This is a genomic window from Caballeronia insecticola, from assembly GCF_000402035.1.
Taxonomy (GTDB): Bacteria; Pseudomonadota; Gammaproteobacteria; order Burkholderiales; family Burkholderiaceae; genus Caballeronia; species Caballeronia insecticola.
In genome coordinates this window covers 522,169-547,751 of the sequence record NC_021287.1, presented here as the reverse complement: position 1 = coordinate 547,751, position 25,583 = coordinate 522,169, and the positions used below count along the sequence as shown (strand labels likewise).

General features: G+C 64.2%; 17 protein-coding genes. 6 read left to right on the top strand and 11 right to left on the bottom strand.

Translation table 11 applies throughout. From position 1 onward, the window contains the following. Window positions 1-18: 18 nt before the first annotated feature. Genes BRPE64_RS02515 through BRPE64_RS02505 form a run of 3 tightly spaced genes read left to right on the top strand, consistent with a single transcriptional unit; the run spans window position 19 to window position 2,586 of the window. A complete protein-coding gene (locus BRPE64_RS02515) occupies window positions 19-900 on the top strand; it encodes a metal ABC transporter solute-binding protein (RefSeq protein ID WP_016344443.1) in 882 nt (293 codons plus the stop codon). After that, window positions 897-1,805, top strand: a complete 909-nt coding sequence (locus BRPE64_RS02510; protein WP_044041898.1) for an ATP-binding cassette domain-containing protein — start codon at window positions 897-899, stop codon at window positions 1,803-1,805. The genes BRPE64_RS02515 and BRPE64_RS02510 overlap by 4 nt, the downstream gene beginning before the upstream one ends. After that, entirely contained in the window at window positions 1,798-2,586 is a 789-nt protein-coding gene (locus BRPE64_RS02505; RefSeq protein WP_016344441.1) for a metal ABC transporter permease, read from the top strand. The genes BRPE64_RS02510 and BRPE64_RS02505 overlap by 8 nt, the downstream gene beginning before the upstream one ends. Before the next feature lie 4 nt (window positions 2,587-2,590). Here BRPE64_RS02505 and BRPE64_RS02500 read toward each other — a convergent pair whose 3' ends face one another. The 4 genes from BRPE64_RS02500 to BRPE64_RS02485 all read right to left on the bottom strand — a co-directional run bounded on the left by BRPE64_RS02500 (window position 2,591) and on the right by BRPE64_RS02485 (window position 7,599). Then, complete coding sequence (locus BRPE64_RS02500) at window positions 2,591-4,204, bottom strand: tetratricopeptide repeat protein (protein ID WP_016344440.1); 1,614 nt, start codon at window positions 4,202-4,204, stop codon at window positions 2,591-2,593. A 160-nt stretch (window positions 4,205-4,364) separates the two neighbouring features. Continuing rightward, window positions 4,365-5,174: an S-formylglutathione hydrolase gene (gene fghA / locus BRPE64_RS02495; RefSeq protein WP_016344439.1), complete on the bottom strand. Its 810-nt coding sequence runs from the start codon at window positions 5,172-5,174 to the stop codon at window positions 4,365-4,367. A gap of 52 nt (window positions 5,175-5,226) precedes the next feature. Then, on the bottom strand, window positions 5,227-6,333 hold the full coding sequence (locus BRPE64_RS02490; RefSeq protein WP_016344438.1) for an S-(hydroxymethyl)glutathione dehydrogenase/class III alcohol dehydrogenase: 1,107 nt from the start codon (window positions 6,331-6,333) through the stop codon (window positions 5,227-5,229). 39 nt (window positions 6,334-6,372) lie between these two features. Beyond that, window positions 6,373-7,599, bottom strand: coding sequence for an AGE family epimerase/isomerase (locus BRPE64_RS02485; protein WP_016344437.1), 1,227 nt, complete (start codon window positions 7,597-7,599; stop codon window positions 6,373-6,375). 279 nt (window positions 7,600-7,878) lie between these two features. Between BRPE64_RS02485 and BRPE64_RS02480 the strand changes: the two genes are divergently transcribed. After that, window positions 7,879-8,664 carry a hypothetical protein gene (locus BRPE64_RS02480; RefSeq protein WP_044041160.1) on the top strand — a complete coding sequence of 262 codons (786 nt, stop codon included), beginning with the start codon at window positions 7,879-7,881 and terminating at the stop codon, window positions 8,662-8,664. Window positions 8,665-8,674: 10 nt separating this feature from the next. Continuing rightward, complete coding sequence (locus BRPE64_RS02475) at window positions 8,675-9,634, top strand: glycosyltransferase family 4 protein (RefSeq protein WP_016344435.1); 960 nt, start codon at window positions 8,675-8,677, stop codon at window positions 9,632-9,634. A gap of 25 nt (window positions 9,635-9,659) precedes the next feature. On the opposite strand, the gene BRPE64_RS02470 is transcribed toward BRPE64_RS02475, so the two are convergent. Beyond that, window positions 9,660-11,072 (bottom strand): xylulokinase, encoded by a 1,413-nt coding sequence (locus BRPE64_RS02470; protein ID WP_016344434.1) that lies wholly within the window; start codon window positions 11,070-11,072, stop codon window positions 9,660-9,662. 345 nt (window positions 11,073-11,417) lie between these two features. Between BRPE64_RS02470 and BRPE64_RS02465 the strand changes: the two genes are divergently transcribed. Then, on the top strand, window positions 11,418-12,809 hold the full coding sequence (locus tag BRPE64_RS02465; protein WP_044041159.1) for a nucleobase:cation symporter-2 family protein: 1,392 nt from the start codon (window positions 11,418-11,420) through the stop codon (window positions 12,807-12,809). A 114-nt stretch (window positions 12,810-12,923) separates the two neighbouring features. Here the strand turns inward: BRPE64_RS02465 and BRPE64_RS02460 are convergent, their stop codons facing one another. From BRPE64_RS02460 to BRPE64_RS02435, 6 genes are all read right to left on the bottom strand, one after another. After that, entirely contained in the window at window positions 12,924-14,387 is a 1,464-nt protein-coding gene (locus BRPE64_RS02460; protein WP_044041896.1) for an efflux transporter outer membrane subunit, read from the bottom strand. 1 nt (window position 14,388) lies between these two features. Continuing rightward, complete coding sequence (locus BRPE64_RS02455) at window positions 14,389-17,568, bottom strand: efflux RND transporter permease subunit (RefSeq protein WP_016344431.1); 3,180 nt, start codon at window positions 17,566-17,568, stop codon at window positions 14,389-14,391. A gap of 18 nt (window positions 17,569-17,586) precedes the next feature. After that, the gene (locus BRPE64_RS02450) at window positions 17,587-18,819 is read right to left on the bottom strand and encodes an efflux RND transporter periplasmic adaptor subunit (protein ID WP_016344430.1); all 1,233 of its coding nucleotides are present in this window, start codon (window positions 18,817-18,819) and stop codon (window positions 17,587-17,589) included. Between the two features lie 489 nt (window positions 18,820-19,308). Then, the gene (locus tag BRPE64_RS02445; protein ID WP_044041158.1) at window positions 19,309-20,835 is read right to left on the bottom strand and encodes an efflux transporter outer membrane subunit; all 1,527 of its coding nucleotides are present in this window, start codon (window positions 20,833-20,835) and stop codon (window positions 19,309-19,311) included. Window position 20,836: 1 nt separating this feature from the next. After that, on the bottom strand, window positions 20,837-24,010 hold the full coding sequence (locus BRPE64_RS02440) for an efflux RND transporter permease subunit (protein ID WP_016344427.1): 3,174 nt from the start codon (window positions 24,008-24,010) through the stop codon (window positions 20,837-20,839). Between the two features lie 18 nt (window positions 24,011-24,028). Then, the gene (locus BRPE64_RS02435; protein WP_044041157.1) at window positions 24,029-25,276 is read right to left on the bottom strand and encodes an efflux RND transporter periplasmic adaptor subunit; all 1,248 of its coding nucleotides are present in this window, start codon (window positions 25,274-25,276) and stop codon (window positions 24,029-24,031) included. Window positions 25,277-25,583 lie beyond the last annotated feature (307 nt).

The window sequence follows — 25,583 nt, the reverse complement described above, 5'->3', positions numbered from 1 at the left end:
AATCCAGAAAGGAAACCGATGAAATTCGCGCACGTCCTGACCTGCTTCGCCATCGCGCTCGGCTTGTGCAACGCGGCGTCCGCCGAGACCGCGCGCGTGCCGGTCGTCGCGGCGGAAAATTTTTATGGCGATGTCATCCGTCAGTTGGGCGGCGATCGCGTGCAGGTGACGAGCATTCTCAGCAACCCGGACGAAGACCCGCATCTCTTCGAAGCAAGCCCGAAAACCGCGCGCGCGTTGCAGCACGCGGCGCTCGTCGTCTATAACGGCGCGGACTACGATCCGTGGATGGACAAGCTGCTCGCGGCATCGAAGAGCAATGACAAGCGCACGGTGATCGTCGCGGCGAAGCTCGTCGGCAAGAAGTCCGGCGACAATCCGCACCTCTGGTACGACCCGGCGACCATGCCCGCCGTCGCGCAAGCCGTGAGCGCGTATCTCGCGAGCGCCGACCCGTTGCACAAGAGCGACTACGACGCGCGTCTCGCCACGTTCCTCGCCTCGCTCAAGCCGATCGACGCCACCGTCGCGCAACTGAAGGCGCGCTACAAGGGCGTGCCCGTCACGGCGACCGAGCCGGTGTTCGGCTACATGGCCGACGCAATCGGCTTCGAGATGCGCAACCAGCGCTTCCAGCTGGCATCGATGAACGACACCGAGCCGAGTCCCGCCGATATCGCCGCGTTCGAAAAAGACCTGCGCGAGCGCCGCGTGCACGTGCTCATCTACAACAGCCAGGCGACGGGCGCGCTGACGAAGCGTCTGCTCAGCGTCGCGCAAGACGCGCATGTGCCAAGCATCAGCGTGACGGAGACCTTGCCCGCGAAGAAGACGTATCAGCAATGGATGCAGTCGCAACTCGACGCGCTCGCGGGCGCCCTGCAAGGATGGCAACGATGATCACGACGCAAGCCGCGCTCGAAGTCGATCGCGTGACGCTGGAACTCGGCGGCCGCGAGATTCTCAACGACGCGAGCTTCACGGTCCGCAACGGCGAGTTTATCGGCGTGCTCGGGCCGAACGGCGCGGGCAAGACCACGCTGATGCGCGCGCTGCTCGGGCTCGTGCCGCTCAAGAGCGGGACGATTCGCGTCAACGGTGAGGCCGTCGTGCGCGGCAATGCGTCGATCGGCTATATGCCGCAGATCCGCAGCGGCCTCGCGGGCAGGCGCGTGCTGGGCCGCGATTTCGTCGCGATGGCCGCGGACGGGCATCGCTGGGGCCTGCCGCATCGCAACGCGCGCATTCGCGCGGACGTGGAGCGCGTGCTCGAACTCGTCGGCGCGCATCAACTGGCTGCGCGCCCGCTGTCGGAACTGTCGGGCGGCGAGCGGCAGCGTCTCCTGCTTGCGCAATGCCTGCTCGGCAATCCGCGGCTGCTCTTGCTCGACGAGCCGCTCATCAGCCTCGATCCGCGGCATCAGACGGGCGTCGTCGAACTCGTGCGGCGCGTGCAGCGCGAGTTGAACATCACCGTGCTGTTTTCGGCGCACGAGCTCAATCCGCTCTTGAACTCGCTCGACCGCGTGCTCTATCTCGGCAGCGGACGCGCGGCGCTCGGCACCGTCGACGAGGTGATCTCCAAGCCCGTGCTCTCGCGGCTATACGGCTCGCCCATCGACGTGATGCGGGTGAACGGCCGCATCTTCGTGATGTCGGGCGATGTCGAAATCGACAAGCTCGATCACGCACACGAAGAAGGCGACGAGCACGAACACGACCATGGGCACGAACACGAACATGATCACGGCCATGGCCATAGCCATAGCCACGGCAAGAAGGGAAAGCACACGCACAATGTTTGAATACGACTTCATGGTGAATGCATTCGCGGCGTCGGGAATCGTCGCGGTGCTGTCGGGGATCGTCGGCTACTTTCTCGTGATGCGCGGCCAGACCTTCGCCGGCCACGCGCTCTCGCACGTCGGCTTCACCGGCGCGACCGGCGCGGTGCTGCTCGGCATGTCGCCGCTCTGGGGCATGGTCGGCTTCACGCTCGCGGCGGGCGTCGGCATGGGCGCGCTCGGCGAGCGCCTGTCGGGCCGCGACGTGGCGATCGGCGTGATCCTGTCTTTGTCGCTCGGCTTCGGCCTGCTGTTTCTGCACTTTTTCACCGCTTACGCGACGCAGGCGACCGCGCTCCTGTTCGGCAACGTGCTCGGCGTGAATCACGAAACGCTTGTCGTGCTGGCGGGTCTTGCGGTGGTCAGTCTGGCCGCGCTCGCGTTCATCATGCGGCCTTTGATGTTCGCGTCGTTGCAGCCGGAACTCGCGGAGGCCAAGGGCGTGTCGCTGCGCCTCGTCTCCGTGCTGTTTCTGGCGATCACCGCGCTCGCGGTCGCGGCCTGCACGCAGATCGTCGGCGTGCTGCTGGTGTTCGCGTTGATGGTCGGCCCGGCGGCCGCGGCGCAGAACGTGACGACGCGGTTATCGTCCGGACTGGTGCTGGCGGCGCTGTTTGCGCTCGGACAAGCGTGGTTCGGGCTCACGCTCGCCTACTACACCGACTGGCCGACGAGCTTCTGGATCACCATTCTGGCCGCGCTCGTTTATGGCGCGAGTCTGATCGGACGGCGGGGGAATTGAGGCTTCAGCGCGCCGCGAGCACGCCTCGCAGCGCGGCCTCGACCTCGCCGATCACGTCGTCCCACTCGCCCGGACGCGTTTGCCGGAAGAGCCGCGCGCGTGGATACCAGGGCGATGAATCGTCGCCTTCGTAGAGCCAGCGCCAGCACCCGTCGTAGCGCGAAAGAATCCAGACAGGCCGATTCAGCGCGCCCGCCAGATGCGCGACCGACGTATCGACCGTGATCACCAGATCCAGTTGCTCGATGATCGCGGCGGTATCGGCGAAATCTTTCACCTCGTTCATAAGATCGACGGGACGCAACGCGGCCGGTAGCGCGTCGATCTGCGGCTGCGTCGACGCGCCCTTTTGCAGGCTGATAAACGTCGCGCCCGGCACGCGCAGAATCGGCAGATACGCTTGCGCCGACAGCGAGCGCAAACGGTCCACTGCATGCAGATGCGCGCTGTGATTGCGCGGATCGCCTGCCCAGACCAGCCCGACCTTGAAACCGCCCGCGGGCAGCGTGTTCCGCCACGCGCGTGCGCGCTCCGGCGGCACGCGCAGATAAGGCAGCGCGGCGGGCACGGATTCGAGCGTCGTGCCGCAATAATGCGGCGCGCTCATCAACAGGCATTGGTAGTCGTGCGGCGGCACGGCCGTGAATTTGTCGTCGATGGTGATGCATGCATCGACGCCATCGAGCGTCGAGAAAAGCGCGCGCAGCGGAGCCGGACACACGAAGGTCAGCTTCGCGAGCCCTTGCGCCTTGAGCATCGGCAGATAACGGCAGAACTGCAGGCTGTCGCCGAAGCCCTGTTCCGTCCAGACGATCAGCGACTTGCCCGCGAGCGATTCGCCGCGCCACATCGGAATGCCGGTTCGCGGCGGTTCGAACCAGCCGTCCCGTTCGTAGCGCGCTTCGAAGAGCGCCCATCCTTCGTGCATCTGCCCGGTGCCGAGCAGTACATGTGCGAGATTGATACGCGCTTTCGTATGGTCGGGCCGCAGCGTGAGCGCGCGCCGATAAGCGTGTTCGGCTTCTTCGAAGCGGACGAGTTTCTTGAGCGCCGTGCCGAGATTGAAATGGACGCCGGCATCGTGCGGCGCCAGCGACGCCGCGTGCCTGAACGCCGCCTCCGCTTCGTCGAAGCGTTCGAGCTGCATGCAGCAAGCACCGAGATTGGTGTGCGCGGCCGCCTCGTCAGGATTGCATTCGAGTGCTCGCAGATGCGAGGTTCGCGCCGCATCGAACGCGCCTTGCATCTCGAGAATCCGGCCGAGATTCGTATGCGCCGGAGCGTGGTTCGGCCGGATCGTCAATACGCGCCGATACGCCGCTTCCGCCTCCCGGACGCGCCCGCTTCGTTGCAATACGACGCCAAGATTGCTGTGCGCATCAGCGAAATCCGGGCTGATATCGATTGCGCGGCGGCAATACGCTTCGGCTTGCGCCGGGCGTTGAAGCGCGAGACAGCAGGCGGCCGCGAGATTGAGCATCGGCGCTTGCGTGCCTGTGAGAGCGGAACGCTCGAGAAGCGACAACGCGTCGGCGATGTGTCCGCGACGATAAAGCGCTTCCGCCGATGCGTAGGCGTCCGGCGAGGCATCGACCGTATTGCGGACTTCTTCGTGCATGGGAATGGGTCGTTGGAGCAGGCTCCGCGACACGACCTGGTTTCGAGGAGAACAGGCTAAATCAGACTGCGTAGGAATTCCATCGGACGATCCCCAGTTTGGACGAGCGCGAGCCGCTGCGGCGCGCCATGCGCCGCAGCGGCCGCCTTCCCGATCGCGCCTATTTGCAGAGCGTGCGCGCGTGATGCGCGATATGCTCGCCGACGAACGTCGCGATAAAGAAATAGCCGTGGTCATACCCTTCGTGACGACGCACGGTCACGCTATGCCCCGCCTCGCGTGCGTGACGCTCGAAGACGTCGGGATGAAGCTGCTCCGCGAGAAACTGATCGGCCAGGCCCTGATCGATCAGAATGCCGCCCTCGAAGCGCGCGGCGGCATCGCCCTTGATGAGTTCGCTCGCGTCGTATTGCTTCCACGCTTCGCGATCGTCGCCGAGATAGCCCGAGAACGCCTTCACGCCCCACGGACATTGCGACGGCGCCGCGATCGGCGCAAACGCCGAGACCGACTTGTACAGATCCGGATTGCGCAACGCGAGCACGAGCGCGCCGTGCCCGCCCATCGAATGACCGAAGATGCCGAGCCGATCCTCACGCACCGGCAACTCACGCGCAACCGTCTCGCGCAGCTCCTGCGTCACGTACGAATACATGCGATAACGCTGCGCCCACGGCTCGCGCGTCGCATCGACATAAAAGCCCGCGCCGACGCCGAAGTCCCACGCGTCTTTCTCACCGGGAATATCGGCGCCGCGCGGACTCGTATCCGGCGCGATCAGCGCGATGCCGTGCTCGGCCGCGTAACGCTGCGCGCCCGCCTTGATCGGAAACGTTTCTTCGGTGCACGTGAGCCCGGCGAGATAGAACAGCGCGGGCACTTTTTGCGAAGCGGCTTGTTTCGGCAGGAAGACCGAGAACCGCATCGGCAGGCCGATGGTCTGCGAATCGTGCCGATAGATGCGCTGCACGCCGTCGAAACAACGATGCTCTTCACGAGTTCCAGCATGAACCTCTCCTCGTTCAATAAACGACGACGGAACGAATCGACTCGCCCTTCTTCATCAGGTCGAAGCCTTCGTTGATCTGTTCGAGCTTGAGATGATGCGTGATCAGATCGTCGATATTGATCTTGCCTTCCATGTACCAGTCGACGATCTTCGGCACATCCGTGCGGCCGCGCGCGCCGCCGAACGCCGAGCCTTTCCATTCGCGGCCCGTGACCAGTTGAAACGGCCGCGTGCTGATTTCCTCGCCCGCCGCCGCCACGCCGATGATGAACGACTGGCCCCAGCCCTTATGCGTGCATTCGAGCGCCTGACGCATGAGCTTCACGTTGCCCACGCATTCGAACGAATAATCCGCGCCGCCATCGGTCAACTGCACGATGTGATCGACGACGTTCTCCACTTCCTTCGGGTTGATGAAGTGCGTCATGCCGAACTTCTTCGCGAGTTCGATACGCCCCGGATTGATATCGACGCCGATGATCTTGTCCGCGCCCACCATTTTCGCGCCCTGAATCACGTTCAGCCCGATGCCGCCGAGTCCGAACACGACGACGTTCGCGCCCGCTTCCACTTTCGCCGAATACACGACCGCGCCGACGCCCGTGGTCACGCCGCAGCCGATGTAGCAGATCTTGTCGAACGGCGCGTCTTCACGCACTTTCGCGACCGCGATCTCCGGCACCACGATGTAGTTCGAAAACGTCGATGTACCCATGTAGTGGAACAAAGGCTTGCCATTGAGCGAAAAACGCGAAGTAGCATCGGGCATCAAGCCTTTGCCTTGCGTCGAACGAATCGCCTGACAGAGATTGGTTTTGCGCGACAGGCAGAACTTGCACTGGCGACATTCCGGCGTGTAAAGCGGAATGACATGATCGCCCTTCTTCAACGTGCCGACGCCCGGCCCGACATCGACGATAACGCCTGCGCCTTCGTGCCCGAGAATCGCCGGGAAGAGGCCTTCCGGGTCTGCGCCCGAGAGCGTGTAGTAATCGGTATGACAGATGCCCGTCGCTTTCACTTCGATCAGCACTTCACCGGCGCGCGGGCCTTCGAGATCGACTTCTTCGATCGTCAGCGGTTTTCCGGCTTCCCATGCAATAGCGGCTTTCGTTTTCATTGTTCGGCTCCTTGAGGTTCGGTAATTTAGGTAACGTTTTCAGCGCACGACGTTCAGAACTTCGTAGCATGCGCCCATTGTGTGATAGTCGGTCTTGCCGGCGGGGCTCTTTTCGTCGCTGTACTGGCGGTTGTCGCGCGTGAGAATGCGATACCACGCGCCCCACTTGTGATCGACGAAATGCGCCCAGCTATAGGCCCACAGGCGTTCGTAATCGTTCCAGTAGCGCGTGGCGAGCGCGGCGTCGCCGTCGCGTTGCGCGCGATCCGCAAGCAAGGCCGCTGCCGCGAGCGACTCCGCCTGAACCCAGAAATACTTGTCCTCGTCGTAGAACGTGCCCTCGGGGTCGAAGCCGTAGACCATGCCGCCGTGCTCGTGATCCCACGACAACTCCAGCGCGCGGTCGAACAGTTCGCGCGCACGCGTCAGATGCCACGCCTCGGGCCGATGACGGTCGAGAATCAGCAGTAGCTTCGCCCATTCCGTCTGATGTCCCGGCTGAAAGCCCCACGGTCTGAAGATGTTGCTGCGATCGCCCTTGTTGTAGTCCCAGTCGATCGACCAGTCCGGCTTGTAGTGCTCCCACACGAGACCGCCCGCGAGCTTCGCCTGACGGTTCACCATGTTGTCCGCGAGCAGCGCCGCGCGATCGAGATAGCGCGCCTCGCCGGTCGCCTCGAAGGCCGCGAGCAGCGCCTCGCAGGTATGCATGTTGGCGTTCTGGCCGCGATAGTCGGACACCTTCCAGTCAGCGGTGGCTTCGTCCTTGTACAGACCGTGCGGCGCGTCCCAGAAGTGCGTTTCCATCAGTTGCCAGGTTTCGTCGAGATAGGCGCGCGCTTCGTCAAGACCCGCTTCGACCGCCTTCGCATACGCGAGCATGACGAACGCGAGGCCGTAGCAGTGATTCGTCGCGTCGGTGACGTCGCGGCCGTTCAGCGTCCACGCATAGCCGCCCGTCTGCGGATTGCGATGAAACTGCCGCAAATAGTCGATGCCATGGATCACGCCGCCGCGATATTCATCGAGGCCGTAGTGCTTGTACGCCATCGCGTAGTTGAAGACGAAGCGCGTGCTCGACACGAGATGGCGCGACTTGCGGTCGTAGATCGTGCCGTCGTTCTTGTAGTAGTGATAGAAGCCGCCCGCCGGATCCATGCAGTGCGGGTGATAGAAGGTCATCGTGCGCAACACGTGATCAAGCAGGAACGCGCGCGAGCGGAAATCGGTGGGCAGTGCGGGTGTGGACAAGTCGGGTGCGGACATGGCTGGTTTCGATGTCTTGGTTTGAGCAATGAACCGAACATCATGGTCGGGTCAATATGAAACGACTCGGCACGAGCGGTCGTCGTGGGCGCAGGACGGAAGCGCCGATGATGCAAAGGCGCCATAAGTTTAAGCGCGATGGGGCGCGGCATGAATTAAGTATGGTCCGAGCGAGTTTTGCGCGGTCGTCGCGTATTCTTCGATCGGCCCGACAAAGCGAGCATGTGCAAGTGCGCCCGCTCGCCTATCGCCTTTTCCCGACTTTACCCACCAGGAATCATGCTCCACGCGTCCGCCCTGACCTCCATGAAGCCGCTCTTCATGACGCCTTGCTACGGCGGCAACGCCGCGGTCAACTTTACCAAGAGCCTTCTCGCGCTCAACAACGGTTTTTGGCAGGCAGGCATGCAGGGCGTCATCCGCATCGATTCGGGCGAGAGCCTCATCACGCGCGCCCGCAATGAAGCCGTCGCGAAATTTCTGCTCGACCCCAGCCTCACGCACTTGTTCTGGATCGACGCGGACATCGGCTTCACGGTCGACCAGGCGTTCCGCCTGCTGCTCGCCGACCGCGATGTCGTCGCGGGCGTGTATCCGCTCAAGAGTTTCAACTGGCCCGCGGAACTGCCCGCCGGAATGAACAAAGAGACGTTTTCGACACGCTACCTGCGCTACCCGGTGAACGCGCACGACGGCGTGTCCACTTCGATCGACGAGGACGGATTCCTCGAAGTCAGCGAAGCGCCCACCGGTTTCATGTGCATTCGCCGCAACGTGATCGAAACCATGGTGAGCCGCCTGCCCGAACTGAAGTACGTGCCGGACGGACCGCCCGATACGCCGATCCGCAACCTGTGTTATCGCTTCTTCGACGTGATGGTCGAGCCGTCGACCAATCGCTACCTGTCCGAAGACTACGCCTTCTGCCGGCGTTGGCGCGACCTGGGCGGACGTGTGTTCGTCGATACGCAATCGAAACTCTCTCATCAGGGTCTGTACACCTATAACGGCGACTTCGGCGCATCGCTGAGCGCGAGTCCGAAGACGGCAATCGGTCGCGGGTGAATGTCGGGCGGTGAATCTTTCCCTCGAAACGAACGAGTTGAGCAAGCAGGCTCGCGGCGGCACTGAACTGATGCTGGAGGCGCTTCACGCGCGGCTGGATCCGCGCCTGACAAGTCACTTCCAGATCATCCCGGAACGCGTCCGCACACTCGATCCGGACCGGCTGCGCATTCTGTGGCTGCACAATACGCCGAGCCGCGAGGAATCCGGTTTTCTCGAGGAGCGCGAAGGCCGCGCCGCATTCGCGGGCATGGTATGCGTGTCGCATTATCAGGCGTCACTGTTCAATCTGATTCCGCGCGTGCCCTATGGCGAGATGACCGTTCTGCAGAACGCAATCGAGCCGTTCGGCGCTTATCGGCCGCGAACGAGCGAACGCATTCGCCTGATCTATCACACGACGCCGCATCGCGGACTCAACATTCTCGTACCCGTTTTCGAGCACCTCGCGCAAACGGATCCGCATATCGAGCTCGACGTCTTTTCCAGCTTCAGCATCTATGGCTGGAGCGAACGAGACCGGCCATACGAATCGCTGTTTGAACGTTGCCGCGCGCACCCGCGCATTCGCTATCACGGCGCGGTGCCAAACAGCGTGGTGCGCAACGCGCTCGCCGAATGCGACATCTTCGCGTATCCAAGCATTCACGCCGAAACCAGTTGCGTGGCGGCGATCGAAGCGATGTCGGCGGGCTGCCTCGTCGTCTCGTCGGCATACGGCGCTCTGCCCGAAACCTGTGCAAATTTCGCGCGTCTTTATCCCTACACCGAGGACATGAGCGTGCATGCGCATCGCTTCCTGCACACGCTCGACAAGGCAATCCGCGATGTGCGTGAACGGCGTCACGAAGATTTCGTCCTGCGCGAGCAACAGGTCGCGTACTTCAACCAGTTCTATTCGTGGGAGCGGCGCATCGGCGAATGGGAGGCGTATCTTCGGGGCGTGCTGGCGCAGCATCGGCGCATGTAGGGCTCCCGCGCGATGTGCGCCGGCATCAGAACCACGCCTCCGTGCGCCTGTACAAATCGATGAAACGCGCGAGCCGCGCATCGAGCGATGCATTCGCGCGCGGTGTCGCGGCAAGCGTCGCGTGCGGCGCGAGCGACGCTGAATCGCCGATGCGCCAGTGCCCCGCCGCGATGCCGCCGAGCATCGCCGCGCCGCGCGTCGCCGCGTTCGGGCAATCCACCGCGTGCAATTCGACCTGCAACGCATCGGCGAGCAACTGCCGCCAGCGCGGATCGACCGAGCCGCCGCCCGCGAGCCGCATCGAATCGAGTGCGGCGCCGTTGCGGCGAATCGCGTCCAGTCCCGCGCGCAAGGCGAATGCCACGCCCTCGAACGCGGCGCGCATCAACGTGCCGCGCGTGTCGTCCAGGCCGAGTCCGAGCCAGCCGCCGCGCGCGTTCGGGTTCATCCACGGGGAGCGTTCGCCGCTCAGGTACGGCAGAAAGCTCACGGTGGCGCTGGCGTCGGCGGCGAATGCGTCGTCGTAGGCTTGCGCCCACGATGCATAACCGAGCCAGCCGCGCACCGCTTCCAGCGCGACGCCCACGTTCTGCATCGCCGCCATGCGATACCACGCGCCGGTCGCCGATCGATACGTATGCAGGCCATGCGCCGGCGCGGGCGCGTCCTTGCACATCACGACGATCTGGCCGCCGGTGCCGGTGGTGAGCAGCGCGTCGCCATCGGCGGAGAGGCCGCTGCCCAGCGCGGCGCACGGCGTATCGCCCGCGCCGACGGCCATCGGAATGCCCGCGCGAAGCCCAAGCGCCGACGCCGCCTGCGCCGACAACACGCCGCCCGCTTCGTGCGACGCCGCGAGCGGCGCGAACCACGCGCGCGGCAGGCCGAGCTTGTCGATGAGCGCGTCGTCCCATTCGCCCGACGGATGCGCGAGCGCAGTCGCGCACGCATCCGACGGATCGGTGACGAACGCGCCGCCGAGCTTCGCGCGTAGCCAGTCCTTCGGTTGCAACGCCCAGCGGGTCTCTCCCGCGACATCCGCTTCATGCGTGACGAGCCAGCGCAACAGCGGCCCCGCCATGCCCGGCGCGACGGGATTCGGCTGCGGCTCGGGCCACGCGTCGAGCAATGCGCGGGCGCGCGTGTCGGGCCAGAGCATCGCGGGGCGCAGCGCGCGGCCGTTTGCGGCGCTCGGCACGACGCCGTGCATCTGCCCGGAAAAGCCGATCGCGACGACCGCCTCGCGTTTGCCTGCGGGCAGACGCGCCGCTGCATCGACGAGCGCCGCATACCACGTATCGACCGGCGTTTCGGCCCAGCCGGGCTGCGCGCTCGTCACCGCATAAGCGGCGCTCGCGATGGCGATTTCGCGGCCGTTTTCGTCGAGGATGGCGAGTTTCAGGGAGCCCGTGCCGAGATCGATGCCTAGGAAACGCATGGGATTCTGGAGCGTGGAAGACGCATGAAAAGACGTTAGGGAAAACGCGCAAAACCGGGGTTTACCCCGCCGTCGCGCGCCGAGGACGAAAAACGGACTATACGCGCGACGTGATGCACATCATAACGATCAGCCCAAGAAGGCGGCCTTTCGTCACACGACGAATTTCCGATCATATGCGTCGAACCCTTTGTGGCAAGGGCCTGAGCGCGTTCGCGCCACGGGTGGCGCCTGCGACCCATATCGTCGGGCGAACGCGGCGTATAGCGTCGCGTGGTCTTGTTCGCGCTCCCCGATGCACTTAACTTGGAGTCCATTCCAATGAGATGCATATAGGAGAGAGACATGGCTTTGAGTTCGACGGCCCACAAGGTCCATCCGGTGGACGAGCGATTGCCGATGGGACAGTTGCTGACGCTCGGCATCCAGCACGTTCTCGTGATGTACGCAGGCGCGGTCGCCGTGCCGCTGATTCTCGGCGCCGCGATGAACCTGCCGAAAGACCAGGTCGCGTTCCTCATCAGCGCGGATCTGTTCTCGTGCGGCGTCGCCACTTTGATTCAGACGCTCGGTCTGTGGATCTTCGGCATTCGCCTCCCCGTGATCATGGGCTGCACGTTCGCCGCCGTCGGCCCGATGGTCGCGATCGGCACGAACCCGGCGCTCGGCATTCTCGACGTGTTCGGCTCGACCATCGCCGCGGGCGTGATCGGCATTCTGCTCGCGCCGATGATCGGCAAGTTATTGCGCTTCTTCCCGCCGGTCGTGGTCGGCACGGTGATCGCGGTGATCGGCCTGTCGCTCATGGGCGTCGGCATCAACTGGGCGGCGGGCGGCATCGGCAATCCCGAGTACGGCAATCCGGTGTATCTGCTGCTCTCGCTCGTCGTGCTCTCGCTGATTCTGCTCATCAACAAGTTCGCACGCGGCTTCATCGCGAACATTTCGGTGCTGCTCGGTATCGTCGCGGGCTTCGGCATCGCGGCAATGCTCGGCCGCGTGAACATGGACGGCGTGGCGCACGCGCCGTGGGTCGGCGTCGTGCTGCCGTTCCACTTCGGCTTGCCGCATTTCGATCCGCTCTCCGTCGCGACGATGGTCATCGTCATGTTCGTCACGTTCATCGAATCGACCGGCATGTTCCTCGCGGTCGGCGATCTGGTCGAGCGTCCCGTCGATCAAAAGGCGCTGGTGCGCGGCCTGCGCGTCGACGGTCTCGGCACATTGATCGGCGGCGTGTTCAACTCGTTTCCGCATACGTCGTTTTCGCAGAACGTCGGGCTGATCGGCGTGACGGGCGTGAAGAGCCGCTTCGTCTGCGCGACCGGCGGCGTGATTCTCGTCGTGCTCGGACTGTTTCCGAAGATGGCGCAGGTCGTGGCGTCGGTGCCGCCGTTCGTGCTCGGCGGCGCGGGCATCGTGATGTTCGGCATGGTCGCGGCGAACGGCATCAAGACGTTGTCGCGCGTGGACTTCGCGCGCAATCATCACAACCTGTTCATTGTCGCGGTGAGCGTGGGGATGGGCATGGTGCCGGTGGTCGCGCCGAAGTTCTTCTCGCAACTGCCGCATGCGCTCGAACCGATTCTTCACAGCGGGATTCTGCTGGCGTCGGTGTCGGCGGTGGTGCTGAACATCGTGTTCAACGGCGTGCGCCGCGAACGCGATGCGCGCCGCGAAGCACGTGAGGCGGCGCATGAATTCGAAGGCGCCGCCCACGCGGGCGACGCGCACTAAGGACGTCTACTAAGGACGTCTACGAAGGACGTTTAGTAACGAAGTCGTACCCTGGAAGTGCTTGCTGGCTGTTTGTGTTGAACGCCGCGGTGAAAGCCGCGGCGTTTTTTTTCGTCAGCTCGCATCCGCCGCGCGCGGCTCTTCTCCCGTGCGCTCGATCCACCCGCCGCCCAGCGCCTGATACAAGGTCACGAGATTCGCCAGCCGCTGCGTGCGCGCGCTGATCAGCGTCTGCTGCACCGAATAGAGATCCTGCTGCGCCGTCAACACGCCGAGATAACTGTCGACGCCCTGCTTATACCGCAGCGTCGACAAATCCAGCCGCCGCTGCTGCGCGGCCGCGTCGCGCGCGAGGGCCGCGATCTGCTGATCGTACGTGCCGCGTGCGGCGAGCCCGTCGGCCACGTCGCTGAAAGCCGACTGAACGGCCTTCTCGTACTGCGCGATTTCGACCTTCTTCTCGATGTTCGCGAGATCGAGATTCGCCTGATTCTGCCCGCCTTCGAAGATCGGCAACGTGATCGTCGGCGCGAAGCTCCACGCGGCCGACCCCGCCTTGAACAGGCCGCCGAGCGTCGGACTCAGCGTGCCGAAGCTGCCCGTCAGCGAAATGCGCGGGAAAAACGCCGCCCGCGCCGCGCCGATATTCGCGTTCGCCGCGAGCAGATTCTGCTCGGCCTCCATGATGTCCGGCCGGTGCAGCAACACATCCGACGGCAATCCCGCCGGGATGTCGGTGAGCAGATTCTGTCCGTCGAGCGCCATGCCGGCCGGCATGTCCTCGGGCATCGGCTCGCCCAGCAGCAGCACGAGCGCGTTGACCGCCTGCGCCCGCGCGCGTTCCTGTGCCTGCAGATTCGCTGCGGCGCTTTCCATCACCGCCTGAGCCTGGCTCACGTCCAGTTCAGACGCCGCGCCGTTGTCGAACTGCAGCTTCACGATATTGAACGAGTCGCGCGTGCTCTTGAGCGTCTGCCGCGTGACGGCGAGCAGATCGTCGGCTTGCAGCACTTGCAGATACTGCGTTGCCACCTGCGACACCAGCGAGATTTCCGCCGCCTTGCGCGCGTATGCCGTCGCGAAATATTTCGCCAGCGCCTGATCCTTCAGGCTTTGCACGCGGCCGAACAGGTCGATTTCCCAGGCCGCGTTCAGGCCCACCGAGTAGGTGTTCTGGACCGTCTGGCCGAACGACGCCAGCGTCTCCGGCGAGCGCTGCCGCGACTGGCCGGCCTGCGCCCCGATCGACGGCAGCAGTTGCGCACGCGCGATGCGATATTGCGCCTGCGCGGCCTGCACGTTGAGCACCGACACGCGCAGGTCGCGGTTGTTCTTCAGCGCGATGTCGATGAGCCGCTGCAACCGCGCATCGACGAAGAAATCGCGCCAGCCGATATCGGCTGCGGCGACGCCTTTCGCGCTGCGCGCATCGCTCGCCGCGCCCGGCTGCGCCGCGTAGACGCCGCCGGTCGGGAAGCTCGCCGACACCGGCAATTCCGGTTGCACGTACTGCGGCGTCATCGTGCAGCCGCTCGCGAGCAGCGCGATGCCGGCTGCGATCAAGGAGAGTCTCAACATGTCAGTGTCCTTCGTTGCCTGATTGCGCGCGGCGCTTCCGTTCGTCACGCGCGAGCGCGGCATTCACGTCTTCCTTCTCGCCGCCGAAGCGCGTACGCACGACGACGAAGAACATCGGCACCATGAAAATGGCGAGGAAGGTTGCGGTGACCATGCCGCCGATCACGCCCGTGCCGATTGCATGCTGGCTGGCCGAACCCGCGCCGTCGCTGATCGCGAGCGGCAGCGTGCCGAGAATGAAGGCGAGCGAGGTCATGAGAATGGGGCGCAGGCGCAGGCGCGCGGCTTCGAGCGCCGCTTCAACCGGCCCCATGTTTTGCGAGAGCTGAAGCTCGCGGGCGAACTCGACGATCAGAATCGCGTTCTTCGCCGACAAGCCGACCGTGGTCAACAGGCCGACCTGGAAGAACACGTCGTTCTCCAGACCGCGCAGCGACACGGCGAGCAGCGCGCCGATCACGCCGAGCGGCACGACCATGATCACGGAGAACGGAATCGACCAGCTCTCATACAGCGCCGCGAGACACAGGAACACGACGAGAATCGAGATGCCGTAGAGAATCGGCGCCTGCGAGCCGGACTGGATCTGCTGATACGACAGACCCGTCCACTCGTAGCCGATGCCCGCCGGCAGCTTCGCGGCAAGCGCTTCCATTGCCGTCATCGCCTGACCGGTGGATTTGCCCGGTGCCGCGACGCCCTGAATCTCGACCGACGAAAGTCCGTTGTAGCGTTCGAGCTTCGGCGAACCGTAGCCCCATTCGCCCGAGGCGAACGAGGAGAACGGCACCATCGAACCCGACGCATTGCGCACGTACCATTTGTTCAGGTCTTCGGGCGACATGCGGAACGGTGCATCGCCCTGCATGTACACCTTCTTGATGCGGCTGTCGCTATCGAGGAAGTTGTTCACATACTTCGATGCCCACACGATCGAGAACGTCTGGTCGATCATGGACGGATCGACGCCCTGCGCGAGCGCCTTCTCCCGGTCGATGTTCACCTTGAACTGCGCGGTGTCGCTAAGGCCGTTCGGACGCACCTGTGCTAGCGACGGGTCCTTCGCGGCCATGCCGAGCAGTTGCCCGCGCGCCTGCATGAGCGCTTCGTGGCCGAGACCGGCGCGGTCCTGCAACTGGAAGTCGAAGCCCGCGGCGGTGCCCAGTTCGGGAATGGACGGCGGATTCACCGGAAACACGAACGCACTCTTGTAGCCCGCGAAGCGGCCGAACGTGCGGCCCACGAGCGCCTGCACTTTCTCGTTCGCGCTCTGACGCTGCGCGAAGTCCTTCAGCCGCACGAACACGAGACCCGAGTTCTGCCCGCGCCCCGCGAAGCTGAAGCCGTTCACCGTGAACACCGACTCGACAACCGAGCTCTCCTGCTTCAGCAGATAGCCGGCGACGTCGTCGAGCGCGCGCTGCGTCATTTCCTGCGTCGAGCCGGAAGGCGTCGCGACGAGCACGAACATCGTGCCTTGGTCTTCGTCGGGCAAAAATGCCTTGGGCAAGCGCGTGAAGAGCATCGCGAGAGCCGCGATGATCACGAGATAGAGGATCAGGAATCGCCCCGAGCGACGGATCACGTGAGACACGCCGCTGTGATACTTCTCCTGCCCCCGCGCGAAAGTACGGTTGAACCAGCCGAGGAAGCCGGTCTTTTTCTCGTGATGGCCCTTCGGCACCGGCTTCAGAAGGGTCGCGCACAGCGCCGGCGTGAAGATCATCGCGGTGAGGACGGACAAGCCCATGGCCGAGACGATCGTCAGCGAGAACTGACGATAGATCGCGCCCACCGAGCCGCCCGAGAACGCGACCGGCACGAACACCGCGCCGAGCACGAGCGCCACGCCGATCAGCGCGCCGGTAATCTGGCTCATCGCCTTTCTGGTCGCTTCCTTCGGCGGCAGGCCCTCCTCGGACATCACGCGCTCGACGTTTTCGACGACCACGATCGCATCGTCCACCAACAGGCCGATGGCGAGCACGAGCCCGAACATCGACAACGTATTGATGGAGAACCCCGCCGCGCCCATGATGGCGAACGTGCCGAGCAGCACGACCGGCACCGCGAGCGTCGGGATCAGCGTGGCGCGCAGGTTCTGCAGGAACAGATACATGACGAGGAACACCAGCACGATGGCCTCGATCAGCGTCTTCACCACGTCGGAGATGGACTGCTTGACGAACGGCGTGGTGTCGTACGGATATTTCACGACCACACCGGGCGGGAAGTAACCCGACAACTCATCGACCTTCGCGCGCACCGCCTTGGCCGTTGCAAGCGCGTTCGCGCCCGTCGCGAGCTGAATACCGAAGCCTGCTGCCGGCCGGCCGTTGTACTGCGTCTCGATGTTGTAGTTCTCGCCGCCGAGGCCGACGCGCGCCACATCCTTCAGGCGCACTTGCGAGCCGTCCTGATTCACCTTCAGCATCACGTTGCCGAACTCCTCCGGCGTGCGCAGCAAGGTTGCCTCGGTGATGGTCGCCTGCATCGACTGTCCCGGCACGGCAGGCGTGCCGCCGAGCTGACCGCCCGCGATCTGCACGTTCTGCGCTTGCAGCGCGTTTTGCACATCGACCGGCGTGAGGCTGTACTTGGCGAGCTTGTCCGCATCGAGCCAGACGCGCATGGCGTACTGCGAGCCGAACAGCGTGACCGTGCCGACGCCGTCCAGGCGGCTGATCGGATCCTGCACGTGGGACGCCACGTAGTTCGCGAGGTCGTCGCGGCTCATGCGGCCGTCTTCCGACACGAACGCAAGCACCAGCAGGAAGCTGCTGCTCGATTTGGTTACGCGCGTGCCCATTTGCTGCACGGCCATCGGCAGATTGGGCGTGGCGAGCTGCAGCTTGTTCTGCACCTGCACCTGCGCGATGTCGGCATTCGTGCCCGCCGCGAAGGTCAGCGTGACGGTTGCGGTGCCGCTGTCGTCGGAACTGGAAGCGAGATACAGCAGATGGTCGAGACCGCTCATCTGCTGCTCGATCACCTGCGTCACCGTGTTTTCGACGGTTTGCGCCGACGCCCCCGGATAGGTGGCGCTGACCGAAATGGAAGGCGGCGCGATGGTCGGATATTGCGCGACCGGCAATGTCGCCACGGACGCGATGCCCGCCAGCATCAGGATGATGGCGACCACCCACGCGAAGATCGGACGATCGATGAAGAACTTGGCCATGGAACGCGTCTCCCGTCCTCAGGCGCCGGACGCGTGGGACGCGGCCGATGCGGGCGATGCAGCAGCCACGCCTGCGCCTCCCGGTTCCGCGGACGCCTGCGCCGGCAGATGCGCGGGCACGGCCTTCACTTCCATGCCCGGACGCACCTTGTCCACGCCCTCGACGATCACGCGGTCGCCGGCATTCAGGCCGCTGTCGACGACCCAGCTCTGGCCGTAGGTGCCCGCCGTCACGAGCGGACGCATCGTCACCTTGTTGTCGTGTCCGACGACCATCGCGAGCGCCGTGCCCTTCTGGTCATGCGACACGCCTTGTACCGGCACGACGAGCGCGCTCGGATTCACGCCTTCCTCGATACGCGCCCGCACGAACATGCCCGGCAGCAGCACGCGGTCCTTGTTCTGGAAGATCGCGCGCACCGTCACCGAACCGGTGGACGGGTCCACGGTCACGTCGCTGAATTGCAGCTTGCCCTGCTCCGGATAAACGCGGCCGTCCTCCAGGATCAGCGTGACGCGCGCGGCGTCCGGGCCGTTCGTCGAGAGCCGTCCTTCCTGAATCTGACGGCGCAGCTTCAGACCGTCGAGGCTCGATTGCGTCAGATCGACGTACATCGGGTCGAGTTGACGGACGCTCACCATCAGCGTGGCCTGCGACGCCTGCACATACGCGCCGGGCGTGACCTGCGAAATGCTGGCCTGACCCGTGACGGGCGAGGTCACATCGGTATAGCTGAGGTTGATCTGCGCGGTGTCGATAGCCGCCTTCGCCGCCGCGACGTTGGCCCGCGCCTCGGCTTGCGAGGCGACCGCGTTGTCGTAGTCCTGCTTGCTGACCGCGTTCGCCTCGACGAGCACCTTGTATCGCGCTGCCTGCGCGGTCGAGGAGATCAGGGTCGCCTGCGCCTTCGCATACGAAGCCTTCGCGTTGTTCAATTGCGCGATGTACGGCGCGGGATCGATCTTGTACAGACGCTGACCCGCCTTGACGAGGCCGCCTTCGGTAAATTCGCGGCGCAGCACGATGCCGTCGACGCGCGCGCGGACCTGTGCATCGAGGAAGGCGCTTGTGCGGCCCGTCAGTTCGGTCGTGACGGGCACCGCCGCCGTTTCGAGCGTGACGACGCCGACTTCGGGCGTCTGCTGCGGCGGCATCGCGGGCGGTTTGTCCCCGCATGCGGCGGCCAGCAGCGCGAGAGTCGTGACACCGATGAGGCGGCATGGAATCCGTTGAATCAATGTGAGACGCATGGAACGCGAACCTCTTTGATGACTGAAGATGAAAAGCGCGCACGTCGGCGCACATCAGCGCACGTCAGCGCGCACGAACTCGCAGGCGCGCTGGAAGCAGCTGATTGCCGCGACGCATGGCGGAGGGCCGCCGGCGGTTCCGGCAAAGTCTTAGCCTTCCGGAACGACGGTTGAATTTTTGGATAACTAACTTTTTGACAAATTCGCGGGCGAATTCATCGGCGAACGACGCCCAGACATACATCAGGTCTGGCTGGATGACGGAATCGCGGATATGCGAAATGCCGTTCCAAAGTAAACGAACAGATGATTATAAATATCGATCGATATTAGGATTCCTAAGCACCCACCTAATACTAAATAATGTGACGTCGATTGACTAAATGTGACGAAACCGCAAAACAAAAAGCCCGGCACGCGGCCGGGCTTCCTGACACTCGGGTATGACGACGCGAAGCGCTTGTCTCGCGCCCTCGCCGATTTCGCCGATTAACTCGCCGCCGGAGCGGACGCCGGCTGCGGTGCGCCTTGCGAACCGTAGTCGACGGGCGCATCCGCCGGACGCGGTGCATCGCCGGAATGCTCGATCCAGCCGCCGCCCATGAACTGATACAGATCGACGAGGTTGGTCAGGCGATTCAGACGCGCCGTGATCAGCAGTTGCTGCGCCTCGTACAGCGCCGTCTGCGCGGTCAGCACCGCGAGATAGCTGTCCACGCCGTTGCGATAGCGCAGATCCGACAATTCGAGACGCCGGCTCTGCGAATTCACGAAACGCTCGAGCGACTTGATCTGCTGGTCGAACGTGCCGCGCGCGGCGAGTCCGTCGGCCACTTCGCGGAACGCGGTCTGGATCGCCTTCTCGTAGTTGGCGATCTCGATGCGCTTCTGCACGTTCGCCAGATCGAGATTGGCCCGGTTCTGCCCGCCCTCGAAAATCGGCACCGTGATCTGCGGCGCGAACGACCACGCCGCCGAGCCCGGCTTGAACAGGCCGCCGAGCGTCGGCGAAAGCGTGCCGAAGCTGCCCGTCAGCGAGACGCGCGGGAAGAACGCCGCACGCGCCGCGCCGATGTTCGCGTTGGCCGCGAGCAGCGACTGCTCGGCCGCGGCGATGTCCGGACGGCGCGTCAGCAGATCGGACGGCAAACCCGCCGGAATGTCCGACAGCAGGTTCTGCGTGTCGAGCGGCATGCCCGGCGGCAGATCGGCGGGCAACGGCTCGCCCACAAGCAGCACGAGCGCGTTCTCGGCCTGCGCGCGAAACCGCGCCTGCTCTTGCAGATTCGCGTGCGCCTGCTCGACGACGCCTTCCGACTGACGCAGATCCAGCTCGGTGCCGGTGCCGTTGTCGTACTGCAGCTTCGTGATGCGGAACGACTCCTGTGCCGTCTTGAGCGTGTTCTGCGTGACTTGCAGTTGATCGTCGAAGGCGAGCATCGTCAGATACTGGTCCGCTACCGACGACACCAGTGCAATTTCCGCCGCCTTGCGCGATTCGGCCGTCGACAGATATAGCGCGAGCGCCTGATCGTTAAGGCTGCGGATGCGGCCGAAGAAGTCGATTTCCCACGATGCGTTCAGGCCCACGCTGTACGTGTTCGAGATCGTCTGGTTGAAGAACGACAGATTCTTCGGCGTGCGCTGCTTGTTCTGCGACGCCGCTCCGTCGAGCGTCGGGAAGAGGGCCGCGCGCGTGATCTGATACTGCGCGCGCGACGCCTCGACGTTGAGCACCGAAACACGCAGGTCGCGGTTGTTCTTCAGCGCGAGTTCGACGATCTTCTGCAGGCGCGCGTCGGCGAAGAAATTGCGCCAGCCGATGTCCGGCGCGCTCTGCCCGCTCGCGCTTCGGCCGTTGCTCGCCGTCGACGACGCGTCCGGCTGATTCGCGTACACGCCGCCCTCCGGAAACGTCTGCGTGACGGGCGCGTCAGGCCGATCGTACTTCGGCTGGAGCGTGCAGCCGGCCGCGAATATCGTCACGGCGGCCGCGATCAAGGAATGTTTAAGCATCTCAATGTCCTTCCTTATCGGTGCCGTGCTGCGGGCCGTCGAAATCGCCCGACGTACCCGGCGACGGCACATCCTTGGACTTGCTGAACTTCGAGATCACGACGAAGAACATCGGGATCATGAAGATGGCAAGGAAGGTGGCGGTCAACATGCCGCCGATCACGCCGGTGCCGATCGCATGCTGGCTCGCCGAGCCCGCGCCGTTGCTGATCGCGAGCGGCATCACGCCGAGAATGAACGCGAGCGAGGTCATGAGAATCGGGCGCAACCGCAGGCGCGCCGCTTCCATCGCCGCTTCGACCGTCGACATGCCCTGCATGCGCAGTTCGCGCGCGAATTCCACAATCAGAATCGCGTTCTTCGCCGACAGACCCACCGTCGTCAACAGGCCGACCTGGAAGAACACGTCGTTTTCCAGACCGCGCAGCGTGGCGGCCAACAGCGCGCCCAGCACGCCGAGCGGCACGACCATGATCACCGAGAACGGAATCGACCAGCTTTCATACAGCGCCGCAAGACACAGGAACACGACGAGAATCGAGATGCCGTACAGAATCGGCGCCTGCGAACCCGACTGGCGTTCCTGATACGACAGCCCGGTCCATTCGTAGCCGATGCCCGCCGGCAGCTTCGCCGCGATCGCTTCCATGGCCGTCATCGCCTGGCCGGTCGACTTGCCCGCGGCCGCCGCGCCCTGGATTTCCACCGCCGAGATGCCGTTGTAGCGCTCGAGCTTCGGCGAACCGTAGGTCCAGTTGCCGGTCGCGAACGCGCCGAACGGCACCATCGTTCCGGCGCCATTGCGCACGTACCACTTGCTCAGGTCGTCCGGATTCATGCGGAACGGACCGTCGCCCTGCACGTAGACCTTCTTGATCCGGTTATCGACATCGAGGAAGTTGTTCACGTACTGCGACGCCCACGCGACCGAGAACGTCTGGTCGATGTCCGAAATCTGGACGCCGAGCGCATTGGCCTTCTCGCGGTCGATGTTCACCTTGAACTGCGGCGTGTCGTTCAGGCCGTTCGGACGCACCTGTGCGAGCGTCGGGTCTTTCGCGGCCATGCCGAGCAGCATGTTGCGCGCTTCCATCAGCTTCGCGTGGCCGAGGCCGCCGCGATCCTGCAGCTCGAAGTCGAAGCCCGCCGCCGTGCCGAGTTCGGGAATGGACGGCGGGTTGACCGGGAAGATCATCGCGTCTTTGTAAGGCGCGAAGTGCATGAACATGCGCCCGACCAGCGCCTGCACCTTCTCGTTGCTGTGCTGGCGGTCCGCGTAGTCCTTCATCCGCACGAACACGAGACCGGAGTTCTGGCCGCGGCCCGCGAACGAGAAGCCGTTCACCGTGAACACCGATTCGACGATCGCCTTCTCGTCCTTCAGCAGATAGTCCTGCACGTCCTTCAGCACATGCGCCGTGTATTCCTGCGTGGAGCCCGCGGGCGCCTGCACGAGCACGAACATCGTGCCCTGATCTTCATCGGGCAGGAACGACTTCGGCAGACGCAGGAACAGCATGCCCACCGCGACGATCACGACGATATAGATGATGAGCCAGCGCCCCGAGCGGCGAATCACGTGCTGCACGCCGCTGTGGTATTTCTCCTGACTCTTGTTGAAGGTGCGGTTGAACCAGCCGAAGAAGCCCGTCTTTTCCGGCTGATGTCCTTCCGGATGCGGCTTCAGGATCGTCGCGCACAGTGCCGGCGTGAGAACCAGCGCGACCATCACGGACAGCACCATCGCGGCCACGATCGTCAGCGAGAACTGCCGGTAGATCGCCCCGACCGAGCCGCCCGAGAACGCCACCGGCACGAACACCGCCGACAGCACGAGCGCCACGCCGACCAGCGCGCCGGTGATCTGGTCCATCGCCTTGCGGGTCGCTTCGCGCGGCGATAAATGCTCCTCGGACATCACCCGCTCGACGTTCTCCACGACCACGATCGCATCGTCGACGAGCAGGCCGATTGCGAGCACGAGCCCGAACATCGACAGCACGTTGATCGAAAAGCCCACCGCCGACATGATCGCGAACGTGCCGAGCAGAACGACCGGCACCGCGATCGTCGGGATGATCGTCGCCCGCAGGTTCTGCAGGAACAGATACATCACGAGGAACACGAGCACGATACCTTCGATCAGCGTTTTGACCACTTCCTCGATCGACAGCCGCACGAACGGCGTGGTGTCGTACGGGTACTTCACGACAAGGCCGTGCGGGAAGTATCTCGAGAGATCGTCGATCTTGGCGCGGACCGCCTTCGCGGTGGCGAGCGCGTTCGCGCCCGTCGCGAGCTGAATACCGAAGCCGGCCGTCGGCTGCCCGTTGTACTTCGTGTCGAAGTTGTAGTTTTCGCCGCCGAGCTCGATACGCGCGACATCCTTCAGACGCACGCGCGAGCCGTCCTGGTTCACCTTCAGCAGAACGTCGCCGAACTGCTCGGGCGTGCGCAGCAGCGTCGCTTCCGTGATGGTGGCCTGAAGCATCTGCCCCGGCACCGCGGGCGTGCCGCCGAGACTGCCCGCCGCCACCTGCACGTTCTGATTGGTGATGGCGTTCTTCACGTCCACCGGCGTGAGCGAATAGTTTGTGAGCTTGGTCGCATCGAGCCAGACGCGCATCGCGTATTGCGAGCCGAACAGCGTCGTGGTGCCGACGCCGTCGATACGCGAGAGCGGATCCGCCACGTTCGACGCCACGAAGTTCGCCAGGTCGTACTTGCTCATGCTGCCGTCTTCGGACACGAACGCGAGCACGAGCAGGAAGCTCGAACTCGATTTCGTGACCTTCGTGCCGAGCTGCTGCACGACTTGCGGCAAGAGCGGCGTGGCGAGCTGCAGCTTGTTCTGCACCTGCACCTGCGCGATGTCGGGGTTGGTGCCCGCCGCGAACGTCAGCGTGACGGTGGCCGTGCCCGAGTCATCGGATGTCGACGACAGATACAGCAAGTGGTCGAGACCGGTCATCTGCTGCTCGATCACCTGCGTCACCGTGTTTTCGACGGTGCTCGCCGATGCGCCCGGATACGTCGCGCTGATCTGGATCGCAGGCGGCGCGATGGTCGGATACTGCGCGACCGGCAGCGTGAAGATCGACGCCATCCCCGCGAGCATCAGGATGATCGCGATCACCCAGGCGAAGATCGGTCGATCGATAAAAAACTTTGCCATGTAACAGGCTCCCTTTCGTTACGCGCCCGAAGCGGCCGATGCGGCGTGCGCACCGCTCGCCGGAGCAGCGGCGCCCGGTGAACTCGATGCGGCCGGCGCCTGCGCTGCCTGCGCATCGGATGCGGGATACGGGAATTTCGCGTCGACCGGCTTCACCTGCATGCCGGGCTTGGCCTTCTCCACGCCGTTGACGATCACGCGATCGCCCGCGTTCAGGCCGCTGTCGACCACCCAGTTGTTGCCGTAGGTCGCGCTCGTAACGAGCTGGCGCAGTTCGACCTTGTCGTCCTTGTTTACGACGAGCGCGGTCGGCGTGCCCTTCTGGTCATGCGTGACGCCGATCTGCGGCACGACGAGCGCGTGGTCGTTCGTGCCTTCCTGGATGCGCGCGCGCACGAACATGCCCGGCAGCAGCACGCGGTCCTTGTTCTGGAAGATCGCGCGCACAGTCACCGAACCGGTGCTCTGGTCGACGCTCACGTCGGAGAACTGCAGCTTGCCCTGCTCGGTGTAGGTGCGGCCGTCTTCGAGCACGAGCGTGACCTTCGCGGCGTGGATGCCTTCGGTCTGCAGACGCCCTTCCTGAATCTGCCTGCGCAGCTTGAGCCCTTCGACGCTCGATTGCGTCAGATCGACGTAGATCGGATCGAGCTGCTGGATGGTGGTGAGCAGCGTCGCCTGGCTCGCCTGCACGTACGCGCCCGGCGTGACCTGCGAGATGCCGGTGCGGCCGCTGATCGGCGCGATGACATCGGTGTAGCCGAGATTGATCTGCGCCGTATCGACGGAAGCCTTGCCCGCGGCGACATCCGCCACAGCCTGACCCTGCGCGGCGACGGCGTTGTCGTAATCCTGCTTCGACACGGCGTTGGCCGCGACGAGAATCTTGTAGCGTTGCACCAGCGCGTTCTGCGACGCGACGTTCGCCTGCGCCTTCGAAAGCGACGCCTTCGCGTTATTCAGCGCGGCGATATACGGCGCCGGGTCGATCTTGTAGAGACGCTGACCGGCCTTGACCTCGGCGCCTTCGGTGAACTCGCGGCGCTGCACGATGCCGTCGACCCGTGCGCGCACTTGCGCCACGAGAAACGCATTGGTGCGACCCGGCAAGTCGACAGTGACCGGCACGCTCGTCGGCTGCACGGTGACGATGCCGACTTCGGGCGTTTGCGGCGGAGGTGCTGACTGTTTTTGTCCGCACGCTGCCAGGAACACGGCAGCCGTCGCGGCGGTGATTAAGCGGAATGGAACCCGTTCGACGCGCATGGAGCGACCTCTGTCTAAGACTGAGAGTGAAGTGGGTGCGCGGCGGCCTTCCCCGGGCCACGCCGCGCACGAGCGTCGTGAGACGCCAACCAATAAACCAACCAGTGAGACCAGTGAGCGCAACCGCCGGCAGCGCCGGCTTTCTCGCCCGTGCACGACGCCTGACAAGGCGCCGTCGATTGGCCTGAAGGCGGCCAGAACGGGCAATCGAAATGAAAGCTTAATTCGGATTCTGCTCGCTGGCTGAATTGTGAAAATTGGTGAACGGGTGGTATTGTATATACATTCGCGAATGAATGTAAAAAAC

Bases quoted from the DNA above. Each gene is read 5' to 3' on its own strand.
- BRPE64_RS02515 (WP_016344443.1), top strand. From the start codon at position 19: ATGAAATTCGCGCACGTCCTGACCTGCTTCGCCATCGCGCTCGGCTTG.
- BRPE64_RS02510 (WP_044041898.1), top strand. From the start codon at position 897: ATGATCACGACGCAAGCCGCGCTCGAAGTCGATCGCGTGACGCTGGAA.
- BRPE64_RS02505 (WP_016344441.1), top strand. From the start codon at position 1,798: ATGTTTGAATACGACTTCATGGTGAATGCATTCGCGGCGTCGGGAATC.
- BRPE64_RS02500 (WP_016344440.1), bottom strand. From the start codon at position 4,204: ATGCACGAAGAAGTCCGCAATACGGTCGATGCCTCGCCGGACGCCTAC.
- BRPE64_RS02490 (WP_016344438.1), bottom strand. From the start codon at position 6,333: ATGAAAACGAAAGCCGCTATTGCATGGGAAGCCGGAAAACCGCTGACG.
- BRPE64_RS02485 (WP_016344437.1), bottom strand. From the start codon at position 7,599: ATGTCCGCACCCGACTTGTCCACACCCGCACTGCCCACCGATTTCCGC.
- BRPE64_RS02480 (WP_044041160.1), top strand. From the start codon at position 7,879: ATGCTCCACGCGTCCGCCCTGACCTCCATGAAGCCGCTCTTCATGACG.
- BRPE64_RS02470 (WP_016344434.1), bottom strand. From the start codon at position 11,072: ATGCGTTTCCTAGGCATCGATCTCGGCACGGGCTCCCTGAAACTCGCC.
- BRPE64_RS02465 (WP_044041159.1), top strand. From the start codon at position 11,418: ATGGCTTTGAGTTCGACGGCCCACAAGGTCCATCCGGTGGACGAGCGA.
- BRPE64_RS02460 (WP_044041896.1), bottom strand. From the start codon at position 14,387: ATGTTGAGACTCTCCTTGATCGCAGCCGGCATCGCGCTGCTCGCGAGC.
- BRPE64_RS02455 (WP_016344431.1), bottom strand. From the start codon at position 17,568: ATGGCCAAGTTCTTCATCGATCGTCCGATCTTCGCGTGGGTGGTCGCC.
- BRPE64_RS02450 (WP_016344430.1), bottom strand. From the start codon at position 18,819: ATGCGTCTCACATTGATTCAACGGATTCCATGCCGCCTCATCGGTGTC.
- BRPE64_RS02445 (WP_044041158.1), bottom strand. From the start codon at position 20,835: ATGCTTAAACATTCCTTGATCGCGGCCGCCGTGACGATATTCGCGGCC.
- BRPE64_RS02440 (WP_016344427.1), bottom strand. From the start codon at position 24,010: ATGGCAAAGTTTTTTATCGATCGACCGATCTTCGCCTGGGTGATCGCG.
- BRPE64_RS02435 (WP_044041157.1), bottom strand. From the start codon at position 25,276: ATGCGCGTCGAACGGGTTCCATTCCGCTTAATCACCGCCGCGACGGCT.